At 40.1% G+C, this 14,007-nt stretch carries 15 protein-coding genes; 9 read left to right on the plus strand and 6 right to left on the minus strand.

Annotated elements, in window-relative coordinates:
- Positions 1-115 precede the first annotated feature (115 nt).
- Complete coding sequence (gene epmA, locus BW142_RS02245) at positions 116-1,090, minus strand: elongation factor P--(R)-beta-lysine ligase (protein WP_076923731.1); 975 nt, start codon at positions 1,088-1,090, stop codon at positions 116-118.
- Positions 1,091-1,146: 56 nt separating this feature from the next.
- Complete coding sequence (efp, locus tag BW142_RS02250) at positions 1,147-1,713, minus strand: elongation factor P (protein ID WP_010555265.1); 567 nt, start codon at positions 1,711-1,713, stop codon at positions 1,147-1,149.
- A gap of 41 nt (positions 1,714-1,754) precedes the next feature.
- Between efp and epmB the strand changes: the two genes are divergently transcribed.
- Complete coding sequence (gene epmB, locus BW142_RS02255; protein WP_076923785.1) at positions 1,755-2,768, plus strand: EF-P beta-lysylation protein EpmB; 1,014 nt, start codon at positions 1,755-1,757, stop codon at positions 2,766-2,768.
- Positions 2,769-2,776: 8 nt separating this feature from the next.
- Here the strand turns inward: epmB and BW142_RS02260 are convergent, their stop codons facing one another.
- The gene (locus tag BW142_RS02260; protein WP_024600329.1) at positions 2,777-2,986 is read right to left on the minus strand and encodes a hypothetical protein; all 210 of its coding nucleotides are present in this window, start codon (positions 2,984-2,986) and stop codon (positions 2,777-2,779) included.
- An 82-nt stretch (positions 2,987-3,068) separates the two neighbouring features.
- Between BW142_RS02260 and BW142_RS02265 the strand changes: the two genes are divergently transcribed.
- The gene (locus BW142_RS02265) at positions 3,069-3,359 is read left to right on the plus strand and encodes a prephenate dehydrogenase (RefSeq protein WP_076923732.1); all 291 of its coding nucleotides are present in this window, start codon (positions 3,069-3,071) and stop codon (positions 3,357-3,359) included.
- Between the two features lie 50 nt (positions 3,360-3,409).
- Here the strand turns inward: BW142_RS02265 and BW142_RS02270 are convergent, their stop codons facing one another.
- Positions 3,410-3,901 (minus strand): DUF3016 domain-containing protein, encoded by a 492-nt coding sequence (locus BW142_RS02270; protein ID WP_024600328.1) that lies wholly within the window; start codon positions 3,899-3,901, stop codon positions 3,410-3,412.
- A gap of 281 nt (positions 3,902-4,182) precedes the next feature.
- Here BW142_RS02270 and galE point away from each other — a divergent pair, with 281 nt between their 5' ends.
- Positions 4,183-5,199, plus strand: a complete 1,017-nt coding sequence (gene galE / locus BW142_RS02275) for a UDP-glucose 4-epimerase GalE (RefSeq protein WP_024600327.1) — start codon at positions 4,183-4,185, stop codon at positions 5,197-5,199.
- A 180-nt stretch (positions 5,200-5,379) separates the two neighbouring features.
- Here the strand turns inward: galE and BW142_RS02280 are convergent, their stop codons facing one another.
- Positions 5,380-6,060 carry a Fe2+-dependent dioxygenase gene (locus BW142_RS02280; RefSeq protein ID WP_076923733.1) on the minus strand — a complete coding sequence of 227 codons (681 nt, stop codon included), beginning with the start codon at positions 6,058-6,060 and terminating at the stop codon, positions 5,380-5,382.
- Positions 6,061-6,137: 77 nt separating this feature from the next.
- Complete coding sequence (locus BW142_RS02285; RefSeq protein ID WP_076923734.1) at positions 6,138-8,318, minus strand: TonB-dependent siderophore receptor; 2,181 nt, start codon at positions 8,316-8,318, stop codon at positions 6,138-6,140.
- A 217-nt stretch (positions 8,319-8,535) separates the two neighbouring features.
- Between BW142_RS02285 and BW142_RS02290 the strand changes: the two genes are divergently transcribed.
- The 6 genes from BW142_RS02290 to BW142_RS02315 are packed head-to-tail and all read left to right on the plus strand — an operon-like array spanning position 8,536 to position 13,521.
- Complete coding sequence (locus tag BW142_RS02290) at positions 8,536-9,309, plus strand: DUF3450 family protein (RefSeq protein ID WP_024608007.1); 774 nt, start codon at positions 8,536-8,538, stop codon at positions 9,307-9,309.
- Positions 9,309-10,634 carry a MotA/TolQ/ExbB proton channel family protein gene (locus BW142_RS02295; RefSeq protein WP_076923735.1) on the plus strand — a complete coding sequence of 442 codons (1,326 nt, stop codon included), beginning with the start codon at positions 9,309-9,311 and terminating at the stop codon, positions 10,632-10,634. Before BW142_RS02290 ends, BW142_RS02295 begins: the two co-directional genes overlap by 1 nt.
- Positions 10,627-11,007 (plus strand): MotA/TolQ/ExbB proton channel family protein, encoded by a 381-nt coding sequence (locus BW142_RS02300; RefSeq protein WP_002960812.1) that lies wholly within the window; start codon positions 10,627-10,629, stop codon positions 11,005-11,007. The genes BW142_RS02295 and BW142_RS02300 overlap by 8 nt, the downstream gene beginning before the upstream one ends.
- A 4-nt stretch (positions 11,008-11,011) precedes the next feature.
- Positions 11,012-11,416 carry a biopolymer transporter ExbD gene (locus BW142_RS02305; protein ID WP_076923736.1) on the plus strand — a complete coding sequence of 135 codons (405 nt, stop codon included), beginning with the start codon at positions 11,012-11,014 and terminating at the stop codon, positions 11,414-11,416.
- Position 11,417: 1 nt separating this feature from the next.
- Complete coding sequence (locus tag BW142_RS02310; protein WP_024608005.1) at positions 11,418-12,074, plus strand: energy transducer TonB; 657 nt, start codon at positions 11,418-11,420, stop codon at positions 12,072-12,074.
- A 19-nt stretch (positions 12,075-12,093) separates the two neighbouring features.
- Positions 12,094-13,521 (plus strand): tetratricopeptide repeat protein, encoded by a 1,428-nt coding sequence (locus tag BW142_RS02315; protein WP_083707542.1) that lies wholly within the window; start codon positions 12,094-12,096, stop codon positions 13,519-13,521.
- The last annotated feature ends 486 nt before the right edge of the window (positions 13,522-14,007 follow it).

Consider the following 14,007-nt stretch of genomic DNA (forward strand, 5'->3'; position numbering starts at 1 on the left):
CGTGAGAAGCGCAGCTTCTAATTACTTTACACTAAGCATAAACGACATATAATCGAACAGCTTTTTAAAGCTTCGCTTTAACGCGCCAGCAAGGTGCACGCCTACAGGCTAAGCATCACGCTCTTTGCACATCAAACGCAATTACGTCTTTAATTTTCTCTTTGTTTGTTGCGAGCATTACCAACCTATCAATCCCCAAAGCCACCCCTGCGCACTGTGGTAATCCATGCTCCAGCGCTTTAATTAAACGCGTATCCATTGGCACTTGCTTTAAACCGTTTTCAGCGCGGTATGCGTTATCTTCATTAAAACGTTTAGCTTGCTCACTGGCATTTGTGAGTTCGTTAAAGCCGTTAGCCAATTCCATATTTTTGTAATAAAGCTCAAAGCGCCCTGCTACGCGTGTATCGTGTTCACAAATTTGTGCAAGTGCCGCTTGAGAAGCTGGAAAATGATAAACAAAACACGGTTTTTCTTGTCCTATTGTTGGCTCCACTTTCATACAAAACAATAATTGCAGTAAGGTATCTTTATGCGTTTCATTTTGGGCTATATCAGCAAACCCCTGCTTACACGCTAGTTGCTTTAATTGCTCTATGCTTGCGGTTAACGGGTCGAGGCCGAGTGCTTTTTCAAACGCTTGCTGATAAGTAAGTCTAGTTGCAGGCTCGACACCTAAAACAAGTTGCATTAACTCATCCATTTCATCCATAAGTGCAAATTCATCAAAGCCTGGGCGATACCATTCCAGCATAGTAAATTCAGGATTGTGATGACTACCCGCTTCTTCATTTCTAAATGCTTTACAAAGCTGAAAAATAGCGCCTGAGCCTGCTGCTAACAAGCGTTTCATGGCAAACTCTGGAGATGTTTGTAAAAATAAAGGAAGCCCACCAGCATGCCCTGGACCTACAAATGTGGTATTAAAACTAGCTAAGTGCACATCGGTTACACTGGCAGCACTTAAGCTTGGCGTTTCTACTTCTAAAACATCACGTGCATAAAAAAATTCACGAATGCGACGTAATATCGCTGCGCGTTGTTTTAGTGTTTCAATGCTTGCGCTTGGGGCCCAAAGATCTGCTGACATATTTTCTCCAAAAAAAATCCCAGCGTAAGCTGGGATTTTATAAACAATGTTAAAGCTTACTTAACACGGCTTACGTATTCACCGTTACGGGTGTCTACTTTAATTACTTCGCCAATTTGTACGAACAATGGAACTCGTACTACAGCACCTGTGCTAAGCGTTGCTGGTTTACCACCAGTACCCGCTGTATCGCCTTTAAGGCCAGGATCTGTTTCAGTGATCTCAAGCTCAACAAAGTTAGGTGGTGTAACAGCAATAGGGCTGCCATTCCATAATGTAATTGTGCATAAATCATTTTCAACTAACCATTTTACTGAATCGCCTAGTGCTTTTTCGTCAGCAGCAATTTGCTCAAATGTTTCGTTGTTCATGAAATGCCAAAATTCGCCATCTGTATATAGATACGCTAAATCAGTATCCATTACATCAGCACCTTCAACTGATTCACCCGATTTAAAGGTTTTTTCAAGCACCTTACCAGAGATAAGTTTACGGATACGAACACGGTTAAACGCCTGGCCTTTACCAGGTTTTACCATTTCATTTTCTAAGATACTGCAAGGCTCGCCGTCCATCATAATTTTTAGGCCGCCCTTGAACTCGTTGGTGCTATAATTCGCCATCGTTTCCTCTATTTATATTTTTTCGAGTAATCTACATGCCAATGATACAAAGAAATGAAGCAAATTTGCATAAAAACTGGCAAAAAGAATTAGCAAATGTAGTTACCTGCCCAAAAACCTTGCTTGAAATGGTCGGTTTATCGAGCCAAGTCCATGAAAACGACCTAAAAGCCCGTAGTTTATTTCCGGTACGCGTGCCTATCCCTTTTATAAAAAAAATACGCAAAGGCGATCCAAACGATCCTCTTTTGCTACAAGTTATGCCACGCCATCAAGAATTTTTGACTAAATCGGGTTTTAATAAAGATCCCCTGCTCGAGCAAGATAACGACCAGCCAGGCCTTTTACATAAGTATAAATCACGTGTTTTAGTGATGTTTAAAACCGGCTGTGCTGTAAATTGCCGTTACTGCTTTAGAAGGCATTTTCCGTATCAAGAAAATCAGCTCAATAAAAAAAGCCTGCTAGAAACATTGAGCTACATAAAATCAGATGCCAATATAAACGAAGTGATTTTAAGTGGTGGCGATCCACTCATGGCCAAAGACGATGCAATAAGCTGGTTTTTAGATGAACTTGAGCAATTACCACAAATAAAACGAATGCGAATTCATAGCCGTTTACCAGTAGTTATACCTGCGCGAGTGACCGATGAGTTATGTGAACGATTAGCAAAATCGCCATTAAAAATTATTTTTATTAATCACATAAACCACGCAAACGAAATAGACGCTGATTTTAAAGCCGCTATGCAAAAGCTTAAACAAGCAAACGTAACGCTTCTAAACCAAGCTGTAATTTTAAAAGATGTGAATGATACGCTCGATGCACAAATAAATTTAAGCGAAGCGTTATTTGACGCAGACGTATTACCGTATTATTTGTATTTGCTAGATAAAGTTGAAGGGGCCAGCCACTTTGATATTAATGAAGCGCAAGCAATTGAAATAATGGCAGAGCTATTAAAAGCTCTGCCTGGATTTTTAGTGCCTAAATTAGTAAGAGAAATCGGTGGTCAAAAAAGTAAAACACCTATCGACCTTAAGCTAATTTAAAACAGCATTTAAACATATATATTCACGTTGTTACCCAGTGATGCAGTCGCCGATTTAGCCGGCGTTTGCGCACTTGACGATTGCGCTGCACCTTCAATAAGTGCAAGCGCCGCAGCGCCATCAGCTAATTGCTGTTTTTTAGACAAAGCAGCAGTGTAAAGCTCGCTGCCTTGGCCTGAACCAGACATAGCTGGTAAATTTCCACCTGATATATTCATAATTATAAGCCTTAATCAACCTGACTTTTAAATGTAATCCACGTATTATGTCGGCCATGCAGCACAAAGCTTTAGGAAAACCATGGATTCTATTATTGAACAACTCAACACTAACTTAAAAATTGTTTATCGTCAGGCACTTGATGCCGATAAAAAATTAGACGAATTACAACAACAAGGCCATGGCAAATTTAAAGCCTTATTTACTGCCGATTCAGGCTTTAATTTTGAAGCAAAACGCTTTAAGCCTTATGTTCTTGATGTAGCCGCTGACGTAGAAAGCTTATCTAACGATGGTTTTGATGAAGAAAAGCTTAAAACAACCGTTATTAAGTTACAGCAAATACTAACGCTGTTAGCTACTTTTAAGTAATATAATCAGCTTAAAAAAATGCCGCTATTTAGCGGCATTACTATTTTAAGTTAATCTAAACTTGGTAATATTTGTTCACCAAACCACTCTGTTAGTAAGCGTTTTTCGTAATAGAATGATTCGTCGCGGCCCATTTTAATTTTATCCATAAAGCCCATATCTTTAAGCTCCACATCAGTATCTTTACTTAGCACTGTACCGTCTTTATCGGTTAACGAATAATCTAGCTTAATGCGTGGAAAATAAATGGGTTTCACTACACGAATTTCATCCATACCGCCATAACGCACATCACCCGCTAAATCTAAATCAGTAAACTCTACGTTTAATTTATAATCTTTTGGCAATTGTTCGGCTAGCTTAGCCATATGCTTTTCGAAACTTGCTGCCACACTTTTGTGATATGAGCTCTTAGTTTGATTTGACGCTCGCACATCACGATAATCATTAAAGTCATGCCATTTAACAACAGACTCGCCCGCATGGGCAAGTGCAGGCAATGCGATACACATTGTTGCTGCTATTTTTTTAACTAAATTCATATCTTTCTCCAAAGAGGTAGACCAATCACAAAGGTGTAGATTGGAATAAACCTAGCATTAGCTATTACTAGACCCAGTTTAGCACTTGTTTATTAACTATAACTTAATCTTACGTATAAAGTGTTACTTATAGCGAGCAAAATGTAATCAAAATTATTAATATTAATTCATATAAATATCATGATTTACTGTAAATAATAAAAGTCACAGATAAAGCATGTAAACCATCTCAATTTATGGTGAAATTAGCTTAATTGATAAAAGGTACCCACGGAGCTTTCATGACTATTTTAGTAACCGGTGGCGCAGGCTATATTGGCTCGCACACTGTTTTAGAACTTTTACAGCAAGGTAACGATGTTGTTGTTATTGATAATTTAAGTAACTCATCACAAGAATCACTTGCGCGCGTAAAGAATATTACAGGCAAAGAAGCCACTTTTTACCAAGGCGATATTCTCGATAAACCCTTTTTAGATTCAGTATTTGCAAAACACACAGTTGATAGTGTTATACATTTTGCAGGTTTAAAATCAGTGGGCGAGTCGGTTGCAAAGCCTGTTGAGTACTATCAAAACAATGTGCAAGGTACGCTTACGCTTGTTGATGCAATGCGCGACGCAGGCGTATTTAAGTTAGTGTTTAGCTCGTCAGCCACGGTATACGGCGACCCTGCAAGCTTACCAATTAAAGAAGACTTCCCTGTAGGTGGTACTACTAACCCTTACGGCACATCTAAGTTAATGGTTGAGATGATGCTACAAGATATCGCTAAATCAGATGAGCGCTTTGCGTTTGCTATTTTGCGTTACTTTAACCCAGTCGGTGCACATGAGTCGGGCTTAATTGGTGAAGATCCTAATGGTATCCCAAATAACCTTTTACCGTTTATCGCACAAGTAGCGGTAGGTAAATTAAAGCAACTCGCTGTATTTGGTGATGACTACGACACAGTTGATGGCACAGGCGTGCGCGACTACATCCACGTTGTAGATTTAGCTATTGGCCATTTAAAAGCGCTTAATAAAATTGCCAGCAGCACGGGGGCATTAGTTTATAACCTAGGTACTGGTAACGGGTATTCTGTACTACAAATGGTTAATGCATTTATTAAAGCAAGCGATCAGGCTGTGCCCTATCAGGTTTCACCTCGCCGCCCTGGTGATATTGCAGCGTGTTATGCCGCACCAGAAAAAGCACTTAATGAACTTGGCTGGGAAGCAGTACGCGGTATTGATGAAATGATGCAAGATACGTGGCGTTGGCAGTCAAATAACCCAAATGGTTATAAAGGTTAATTAAAACAAGCTTCGCCCTTAAAATAAGTGCGCGGTATCGAGCCGCGCATACCGAGTATCTTAAATACCGAATTCAATTTGTGGCTGCGTCGTAGGAGTAGAGCTTGCTCACGCGAAAAGCGCAGCTTTTAATTACTTATATTTAATTACTCATATCTAATATCTAACAAAAAATATTTTTTATGTCTGTGCCCACTGTCTTAGCAAGTTATGATAAACCCCCGTCAACTGAATAATCTCTGGGCTATCTTCTACTTTGCTGCGCAAACTTTGAATCGACATATCTAAATCAAATAACAAACCACGTTTTTCGTCGCTGTTTACCATGCTCTGTAACCAAAAGAATGAGGCTAATCTACGCCCACTCGTTACAGGCATTACACGATGTAAACTCGTTGAAGGGTACAACACCATGCTGCCTGCGGGCAGCTTTACGTTATGTGAGCCATAAGTGTCTTCAATAACAAGTTCACCGCCCTCATAATCTTCGGGGTCATTAATAAATAACGTCATTGATACATCTGTACGGATTTTTACTGGCGTACCCGGCACTTGTCTAATTGCATTATCTACGTGCACACCAAACGATTGCCCGCCTTGGTAACAGTTAAATAACGGAGGGAAAATTTTTGCAGGAAGCGCCGCCGACATAAACAAATTACTGCGCGCAAGTGCTGCCATTATAATGTCGCCAAGCTCTTGGCATTCAGGGCTATTTTCAGGTAGCTGTAAGTTATTTTTTGCTTTGGTTGATTGATGCCCTGCGGTAATACTGCCATCGGCCCACTGGGCTTTAAGCAAAACCTCATGACAATAAGCCACTTCTTCTTTCGTTAATAGCTCTGGAATTTTAACTAGCATGTGCGCCCTCTCACATTTTCATCAAATAATTAAGGGCAGAGTTAACTCTGCCCTTTTATGCCGTACTTATTTTACTCTTAGAAAGAATAGCTCGCTGTTAAGCTAAACTTACGGCCGTCACCTGGTACAAAGTGTCCACCACCTAGCTGATCAACGTAATCTTTATCACCTAAGTTTTCACCATTAAACTGCAGGCTCAAATCTTTTGATATGTCATATGCAACCATCAGGTCAAAAATAGTATAACCTGGCGCACGAGAACGTGTTGACGTAGTGCCGTTGTAACGCTCACCTACATATTGCGCACCTAAACCAAACGATAACTTATCCGACATATCGTATGTAGTCCAAACACTTGCGCTATTTTTAGGTGTACGTGCAAGCTCGTTACCAATTTGAGTTGCGTCGTCGCCTAATGCTTTAGTTACTTCGCTATCTTGGTAAGTGTATGAAGCAATTACAGTCCACTCTTTAGTAATTAAGCCTGTTGCTGAAAGCTCTAAACCTTGTACGCGCTGTTCACCACCGAGTATTTCATCACTTGAGCTATCTGCAAATGGGTCATCAGTACGGGCATTGGTTTTTTCAGTACGGAAAAGTGCAGCATTAGTTTGCAGGCGACCATCCATTAGGCTCCATTTAGTTCCTAATTCATAACTGCGGCTTTCTTCTGCGTCTAAATCAGCTGCATTTGAACGCGTAGATACCGTTAGGCTTTCCGCTGATGGATTGAATGAATTACCTGCGCCTAAATATACACTGCCATTTTCTGCTGGTTTATAAACTACAGCTGCATTCCAGCTAAATAAATCGTCACTTGTAGAAATTAAAGCGCTTGGGTCATTGTAATCGTTATGGTAATCCGTAGTGAAGCTATCAAAGCGAATTCCGCCCGTAACTTCCCATTGCTTGTTAAGCGTTACTGTATCAAATGCATAAATAGCTTGGTTTTTAGCTTTAGCTTCAATGCTTGTACCGTCACGGCCGTACACACCCGTAAATGCAATTGTTGCGTCAGGGTTGTATAAGTCGTTACGTATTTCATCTTCAATTAGGTTGTCTGGAGTTGTAGCGACTAATGCGTGACGTGTAAACGTTTCGTTTGCAAGTTCAACACCCACTACAACATCATGAGTAAAGCCAGCAAACTCATAGTTACCAATTAAATCAACTTGAAGTGCAGCAAGTGAATTTTCTGTATCACGTGTTTTTTCATCTGCAAAGGTAATATCAGTGTCGGTTGTAACCGAGAAATAACGCGGTGCAGTTGTTACTGATTCACGCTTAACTTTACCTAAACGACCTTGCACACGTAAGGTCGTATTTTGAGAAAAATCATACTCATAACGAGCTGTTGTTGAGTAGGCTTCAATATCTTCGTAATCACGGTAAATATTACCGTAAAAGTTATCAAAATCAACAGGAGAAGGTGAGCGCGCACTATCTGCAAGTTCAGCTACAGGCGTATCACTGTAAACCCAAGGAATGCCGTAATCTGGTAAATTATCTTGGCGTTGATACTCTAGGTTTAAATCAAAACGGCTGTTTGTACCAAGTCCTGTTGCAAATGCAAACGCAACAGCATTTGTTTCATTTTCAACATGGTCGCGACCTGCAACATCACCTTTATCAGTAAGAAGGTTTATACGTAGCGCGCTTGTATCGTTTACTTGAATGTTAGTATCAAAACGACCACGGTAATCGTTTTCTGTACCTAAACGTAGCGAAACGTCGTTAAAGTTGTCTAACTTCGCCTTTTTACTTTCTAAATTAACACTACCACCTGTTGCACCACGACCAGAAACTGCTGAGCCTGGGCCTTTTGCAACTTCAACGGCTTCAATGTTGTAAATATCACGTGTGTAACCTGCAACATCGCGAATACCATCAACAAAAATATCATTTGTAGCACTAAAACCACGAATCGACATGCTATCGCCAGTAGGTGAGCCACCCTCACCTGCAGCTAAAGAAATACCTGAAACATTACGTAAAGCATCACGTAGGCTATCTACGTTTCTATCTTTCATTACCGCTTGGTTAATTACCGTTACAGTTTTAGCTGTATCGAGTAGCGGTTGAGTGTATTTATGCGACGTTGATTTTTCTACAACATAGCTAGACTCAGTTTTAGTTTCTGCTTTGGTTACCGATAGTTCTTGAACATCCTGTGCACTTGCCCAAGTTGAAAGCGTAGCTGTAACAACTGCTGCAATTGGCTTCACGTACGCATTTCCTTTATTCGATGGCTTACTCATGGTTACTCCGTAGTTTTTATTAAGCACTTAACTATTGTTAATTTAAGGTACATATTTAATTTCGGCGAAATCCTACCACTCAAATAACGCAATGTAAACGATAACTGTTATCAATTGCATTGTTATGTGAATTCCTATATTGTATACACACTCAAAAATTAACAGTAATTACGTCCTTGTAATTACTTGTCGTAACTTTCAGGATTGTTGTTAAGTAATGCGAAGCTTAATTAAACCAATTAGCGTAGTTATCGCGCTTTGTAGCACCATGGCAGTAAAAGCCGACACTGTTAGTGAGCTAGAACAACTCGTTAATAAATGGCTACAAATAGAAAATCAAAACACAGAATTAAACACTCACTGGCTTGAACAAAAAAGCAGCATGGAGCAAACCTTAACGCTTCTAAATGCTGAGCAGCAGCAACTTAGCGAGCTTAATCAGCGAAGAAAAAAAAGCACCAGTGAGCTTGCCCAAAAACGCGAACAGCTTGTAACTCAGCAATCAGAACTTGAAAATGATCAACAGCAATTAAATGATCAACTAGCACGTATTTCTGGGCAATTACTTTCATTACAAGTGCAATTACCCCCGCCACTTTTAAGTAGTTGGAAAAACACTGGTGATTTAACCGACTCACAACTCAGTACAACTGACAAATTACAAACAGCGCTAAAAATGCTGACCCTACTTAATGATTTTCAACAACGTATTTCCATTCACGAAATGGCTATTAAACACCCTGACGGGCAAGAAGTGTGGGTAAAGCAGCTTTACTTAGGTGCAGCTCAAGCATGGTTTGTAAGCGAAGACTTAAGTTACGTAGGTATTGGTTTTCCAAGTGACTTAGGTTGGCAGTGGGAATTTGACCCAAGCATTAATGCTGAGCAAGTTGCACTGGGTATTGCTGTACAGCAAAAAAAGCGCGCTGCTGATTGGGTAACACTCCCAATATTAAGTTATGTAAATAAAAACCAGCAAGGGGCTAAATAATGGCTACTAACAGCATAATTGCAGCATTTAGCGCCACAGTGTTACTTTTTAGTGCAAATATTTCTTTTGCAGCTAGCAGTGATGATGCTAAACAAAGTATTTTAAGTGATATTAAAACAGCGCAACGCACTCTAAATAAAACTCAAAATAGTATTTCAAAAGAGCAAGCGTCCCTTGCAAAGCAAATTTTTACCAAGCAGCAATCGCTCAGTAAATTGCGCGCGCAAGCAGCCGTTAATCGCCGTCTAGCTGACGAAAATACGTTAAGCCTTGATCAGTTACAAACCCGATTAGACACTTGGCAACAGCAGCAGCAATATCAATTAAACTTACTTAGCCGTTTTGTGCGCCAAAATACCAGCAACAGTGCTAGCAGTAACGAGTCGACTAATAATCAAAACGAGTTATTAAACCGCGTTATATCGCAAATTAATAATCAAGAACAGGCACTTTACCCACACTTTAATAAGCAATCGATTGTGCTCAGTAATGGCGAATTAAGCCAAGCTAGTACTCTTCAAGTAGGGCCTGTTCCATGGTTTAGTACGCAAACACCTAAACTTATGGGCTTATTAAATTTGGATGATGAATCTAGTGCATTAAAAGTAGCGTTAGTGCAATCAACAAGTAACGATAACCCACTCGATAATACTTTAAATCAAAATGGTGCAGGCTCAACATTACTTACTTTTGATCCTAGTTTAACGCACTTAGTCACGAGCCAAGCTCAACAAGAAAGTCCGCTTGAACACTTAGAAAAAGGCGGCTTATGGGCTATCCCTATTATTTTATTTGCCTGCTTTGCACTAACTATTGCGCTATTAAAAGCCGCACAACTACTGCGTTTAAGTAAAATTAAAATGCACTCTCAAATGCAATTACAGCAATTTTTTAAAGCTGAAAATAGCAGTGAATTTGCAGGTATGCAGCAGCAGTTATTTAACTTAACGCTGCAAAGCGAAAAAGGCCAAATACGAGACGATCAATTATTTAATCAGTTAATTCACGATAAGCATAAACTCGATAACTTTATTGGCGCTATTGCCGTTACGGCGGCAGTAGCTCCATTACTGGGCTTGTTAGGCACTGTTAGCGGCATGATCGAAACATTTAAAATGATGACCTTGTTTGGATCAGGTGACCCAGAAGTTGTATCGGGCGGTATTGCACAAGCCCTTATAACAACCGAACTGGGTTTAGTCGTGGCCATACCTGCTCTGGTATTAAATGCATTGCTATCACGTAAAGCTAAGGCGTATTACAGCCAACTAGAAGGCTTTGCATTACAGCTTAGTCAACTAGAAAAAGGAGAAAACAATGTTTGAAAAAATCGTTAGTAACCCTATATGCTGGTGTATTCTTTTACTCGCTTTATTTGTATACCAGCTGATTTTTCATGACTTACTACACCTTAAACAATACCAAGCGCAGCGCAAAGGTTACTGGCAAGAGGTTAGCTCTATTTTAACAGCAGCGCTTCCGCTACTTGGTTTATTAGGTACCATTGTTGGTTTGCTTGATACATTTAAAGTAATGGCGCTGGGCCATAACGAGTTAATGAGTGACGCCATTGGTGATGCATTACTAACAACTCAATTGGGCCTTGTGTGCGCTATTCCTGCGTGGTTAATGCAAGCGTATTTAGCGTATTCGCAGCGTAATCCTAAATTACATACATTAAGTAAGCAGTTAGGGTAACACTATGCAATCACGTTTAAAGCACAAGCTAGAGCAAGAAGCTGAGCAGCATATTGATATGTCGCCACTGCTTGATGTTGTATTTATATTGCTAATATTTTTTATTGTTACAACCGTATTTGTACGCGAAAGTGGCGTTGAAGTTGATAAACCACAAGCCGTATCGGCCAGCCGTCTTGAGCAGCAAGTTATATTTTTAGCAATAACCGACTCTCAACAAGTATTTTTTGATGGTAGCCAAATTGGTGTTGCTGGCGTGCGTAGTAGTGTCGAGCAAATGTTAAAACAGCAACAACGCCCTGTAGTTATTCAAGCTGATAAAACAGTGCCTACTGAGTTACTTGTTCAAGTAATTGACGAAGCAAAGCTGGCAGGCGCGGCGCAAGTTAACTTAGCTACGAAGCAATAATATGCACACGATTGAGTCGTCTCAAAAAACAAAAAACAATCGCCATCCACTTTTTGCATTTGGCCTTAGCCTCATTGTACTTAGTGCTGCATTACTACTTTTATGGCTTGGACAACTTGCCGAACACCATATACAAGACAAAGTGGTTGTACGTGAGATTGCCATGGTGGCACTGCCACCTCCTCCTCCGCCATCAATATCGCAACAGCAAACAAGTGAGCCAATGCAAAGCTTAGCGGTAGAGGGGGCTGGCGCGTCTATTCAAGCCGTAAAAATTAAGATCACCAGCAATTTAAGTATTGTAAAACCCGATACACCTAGCGTAAAAGTAAGCGCGCCACAATGGCAATCAATGAGTGTAAATTGGGATGCATTTAGCTTAAATCAACTCGATGGTCTCCCAACTTTGCTAACCCCCGTTAAGGCCGTTTTACCAAAAAGCTTAACCCGTCGAGGTGTTGATGTATTTACTGTAAAACTCGATGTATTTATTGATGAAAGTGGTAAGTTAAGTTTAATTGAGGTAGTACAAAATCCATACCCTGAACTTAAACCAGCTATCGACAAAATTATTAAACAAAGCCGCTTTAGTGCACCTAAAAAAGAAGGTGAAACCGTACGCGCTCGCTTTATTTGGCCAATCGAATTTAAACCTTAAGCCTATTAAAATGAAAAACATGAATGTAATTAAAACGCTAAAACCATTAACTCGCGCAGTTATCACTACTTTAATGTGCTCACTCCCTTTATTAGGTGTAAGTAGCGTGCATGCAAGCGCCGTGAGTACACCATTAAAAAGTGCGCCACTAAAAGTAACTTTATCGCCTAGCGATCCAACATGGCAGTTAGCTATAAATAATAAATTACTGGGGCCTACAGAAGTTCTTATTGAGCCGACCGAGCGCGGTTTTGCTCGCCAAGTACAACCACTATTACAAGCCGGTAATTACAGTGAAGTTGCGGCGTTATTTAAAGGCCGCGATATAAATCAAGATAGCACCGCTTTAAACTTATTACGTGCACAAGTACTGCTTTCAACAAAAGACTTTAATAACGCTGAACTAGCTTACTTAGCGTGTTTAAAAGCCTCACCTGATTTAGTAAAAGCACATCAAGGTTTGAGCCTTTTATACATGCAACAAGCAAAGTATGACAAAGCGCAAACGCACCTAGTTCACAGTATTGAACTTGGCCAAGCTGATGCACAAAGTTATGCGCAACTTGCTTATATACACGTGCAGCATAGCCAACCTTGGAGCGCAGTAGCGGCGTACCGCCAAGCGCTTATGCTAGCGCCAGAAACAAGCCAATACCAACAAGGGCTATTGTTTGCGCTAATTGAATCGGGTGACTTAAATCAGGCAAATGCATTATTAAAAGAATTACTTAATAAAAGCCCTGATAAAGCTGAACTTTGGCTACAACGTGCACAAATAGCATTACAGCTTGATCACAAAAAGCAGGCGCTTGCTGCTATTGAAGTGGCCTTAAAACTCAATCCTAAAGATACCAGCAACCAGCTTTTAGCTGCCCAGTTGCATTTAAGTGAAGGCAGCACTGAACGCGCTGTTAGTTTATTAAAGCAAGGTTTAACACACGCAAATAAAAAACAGCAAATTGAGGTTATTAATACCACGATGCAAACGCTAGGCTGGCTTGTATCGGAGCAAAAATGGAATTTAGCTAAAGATCTAATAGGCAGCGCAAAAAGATTAACTAAGCAGCTACCCCGTGATGAACAAGCTCAATTTTCTGTATACAGTGCACAACTTGCTATGCAGCAAGGTAATACTACGCGCGCTCTTAAAAGCTTAAATAACGCACTTAAAATAAACCCGAATTTAGGTGATGCCCTACTTAGTTTAGCGAGTATTTATCGCAGTAAAAATCAGCTTACCCAAGCTAAACTTATGTATGTTCGTGCACAAGCCCTACCTGATTATCAACTATCGGCATGGCTTGGGTTATCGCAAATAGCGATTGATTCTAAAGAATACCCGAGTGCGCTAAAGCATCTTAGAAAAGCATTACAAGCTAACCCGGAGCGCCAGGATTTAATTACCAACATTCGCGCCCTTGAGAATATAGTGCGCCAAGAAGGATAAGTTTAAAGCCGTGGTTAAATTTACTTGTAGATGCAGCGCTTGCTGGCGTGACGAGCAAAGCTCGTAATTTCTATATGCAATAAGATCTTAAGTGATTTGTTCACAAAAAGGTTTAGAAGGCGCTGCGCTTTAGAGAAGTAAAAATACATAATTACTATTGTTTTATGTCTTCTCATTTACTTCTCATTCGCTTCTCTTTGTGCAATAAGGTTTTAAGTGATTTGCTCACAAAGAGGTTTAGAAGGCGCTGCGCTTTAGAGAAACCAATAAGTAAATAAAGTATCAATTATAAATATTAAAAGCTGCGCTTTTCGCGTGAGCAAGCTCTACGCCTACCGATAAAATTTAACGCTGTGGTTAAACTGACTTGTAGCCGCACAGCTTGCTGGCATGTAAAAACGAAGTTTTTAAAATGGCTTAATAATTAGAAGCTACGCTTCTCACGTGAGCAAGCTACCGGTAAAATTTGACGCCGAGGTTAAACTG

It is taken from the genome of Pseudoalteromonas sp. EB27, from assembly GCF_001974875.1.
GTDB lineage: Bacteria > Pseudomonadota > Gammaproteobacteria > Enterobacterales > Alteromonadaceae > Pseudoalteromonas.

Bases quoted from the DNA above. Each gene is read 5' to 3' on its own strand.
- epmA (WP_076923731.1), bottom strand. From the start codon at position 1,090: ATGTCAGCAGATCTTTGGGCCCCAAGCGCAAGCATTGAAACACTAAAA.
- efp (WP_010555265.1), bottom strand. From the start codon at position 1,713: ATGGCGAATTATAGCACCAACGAGTTCAAGGGCGGCCTAAAAATTATG.
- epmB (WP_076923785.1), top strand. From the start codon at position 1,755: ATGATACAAAGAAATGAAGCAAATTTGCATAAAAACTGGCAAAAAGAA.
- BW142_RS02260 (WP_024600329.1), bottom strand. From the start codon at position 2,986: ATGAATATATCAGGTGGAAATTTACCAGCTATGTCTGGTTCAGGCCAA.
- BW142_RS02265 (WP_076923732.1), top strand. From the start codon at position 3,069: ATGGATTCTATTATTGAACAACTCAACACTAACTTAAAAATTGTTTAT.
- BW142_RS02270 (WP_024600328.1), bottom strand. From the start codon at position 3,901: ATGAATTTAGTTAAAAAAATAGCAGCAACAATGTGTATCGCATTGCCT.
- galE (WP_024600327.1), top strand. From the start codon at position 4,183: ATGACTATTTTAGTAACCGGTGGCGCAGGCTATATTGGCTCGCACACT.
- BW142_RS02280 (WP_076923733.1), bottom strand. From the start codon at position 6,060: ATGCTAGTTAAAATTCCAGAGCTATTAACGAAAGAAGAAGTGGCTTAT.
- BW142_RS02285 (WP_076923734.1), bottom strand. From the start codon at position 8,318: ATGAGTAAGCCATCGAATAAAGGAAATGCGTACGTGAAGCCAATTGCA.
- BW142_RS02290 (WP_024608007.1), top strand. From the start codon at position 8,536: ATGCGAAGCTTAATTAAACCAATTAGCGTAGTTATCGCGCTTTGTAGC.
- BW142_RS02295 (WP_076923735.1), top strand. From the start codon at position 9,309: ATGGCTACTAACAGCATAATTGCAGCATTTAGCGCCACAGTGTTACTT.
- BW142_RS02300 (WP_002960812.1), top strand. From the start codon at position 10,627: ATGTTTGAAAAAATCGTTAGTAACCCTATATGCTGGTGTATTCTTTTA.
- BW142_RS02305 (WP_076923736.1), top strand. From the start codon at position 11,012: ATGCAATCACGTTTAAAGCACAAGCTAGAGCAAGAAGCTGAGCAGCAT.
- BW142_RS02310 (WP_024608005.1), top strand. From the start codon at position 11,418: ATGCACACGATTGAGTCGTCTCAAAAAACAAAAAACAATCGCCATCCA.
- BW142_RS02315 (WP_083707542.1), top strand. From the start codon at position 12,094: ATGAATGTAATTAAAACGCTAAAACCATTAACTCGCGCAGTTATCACT.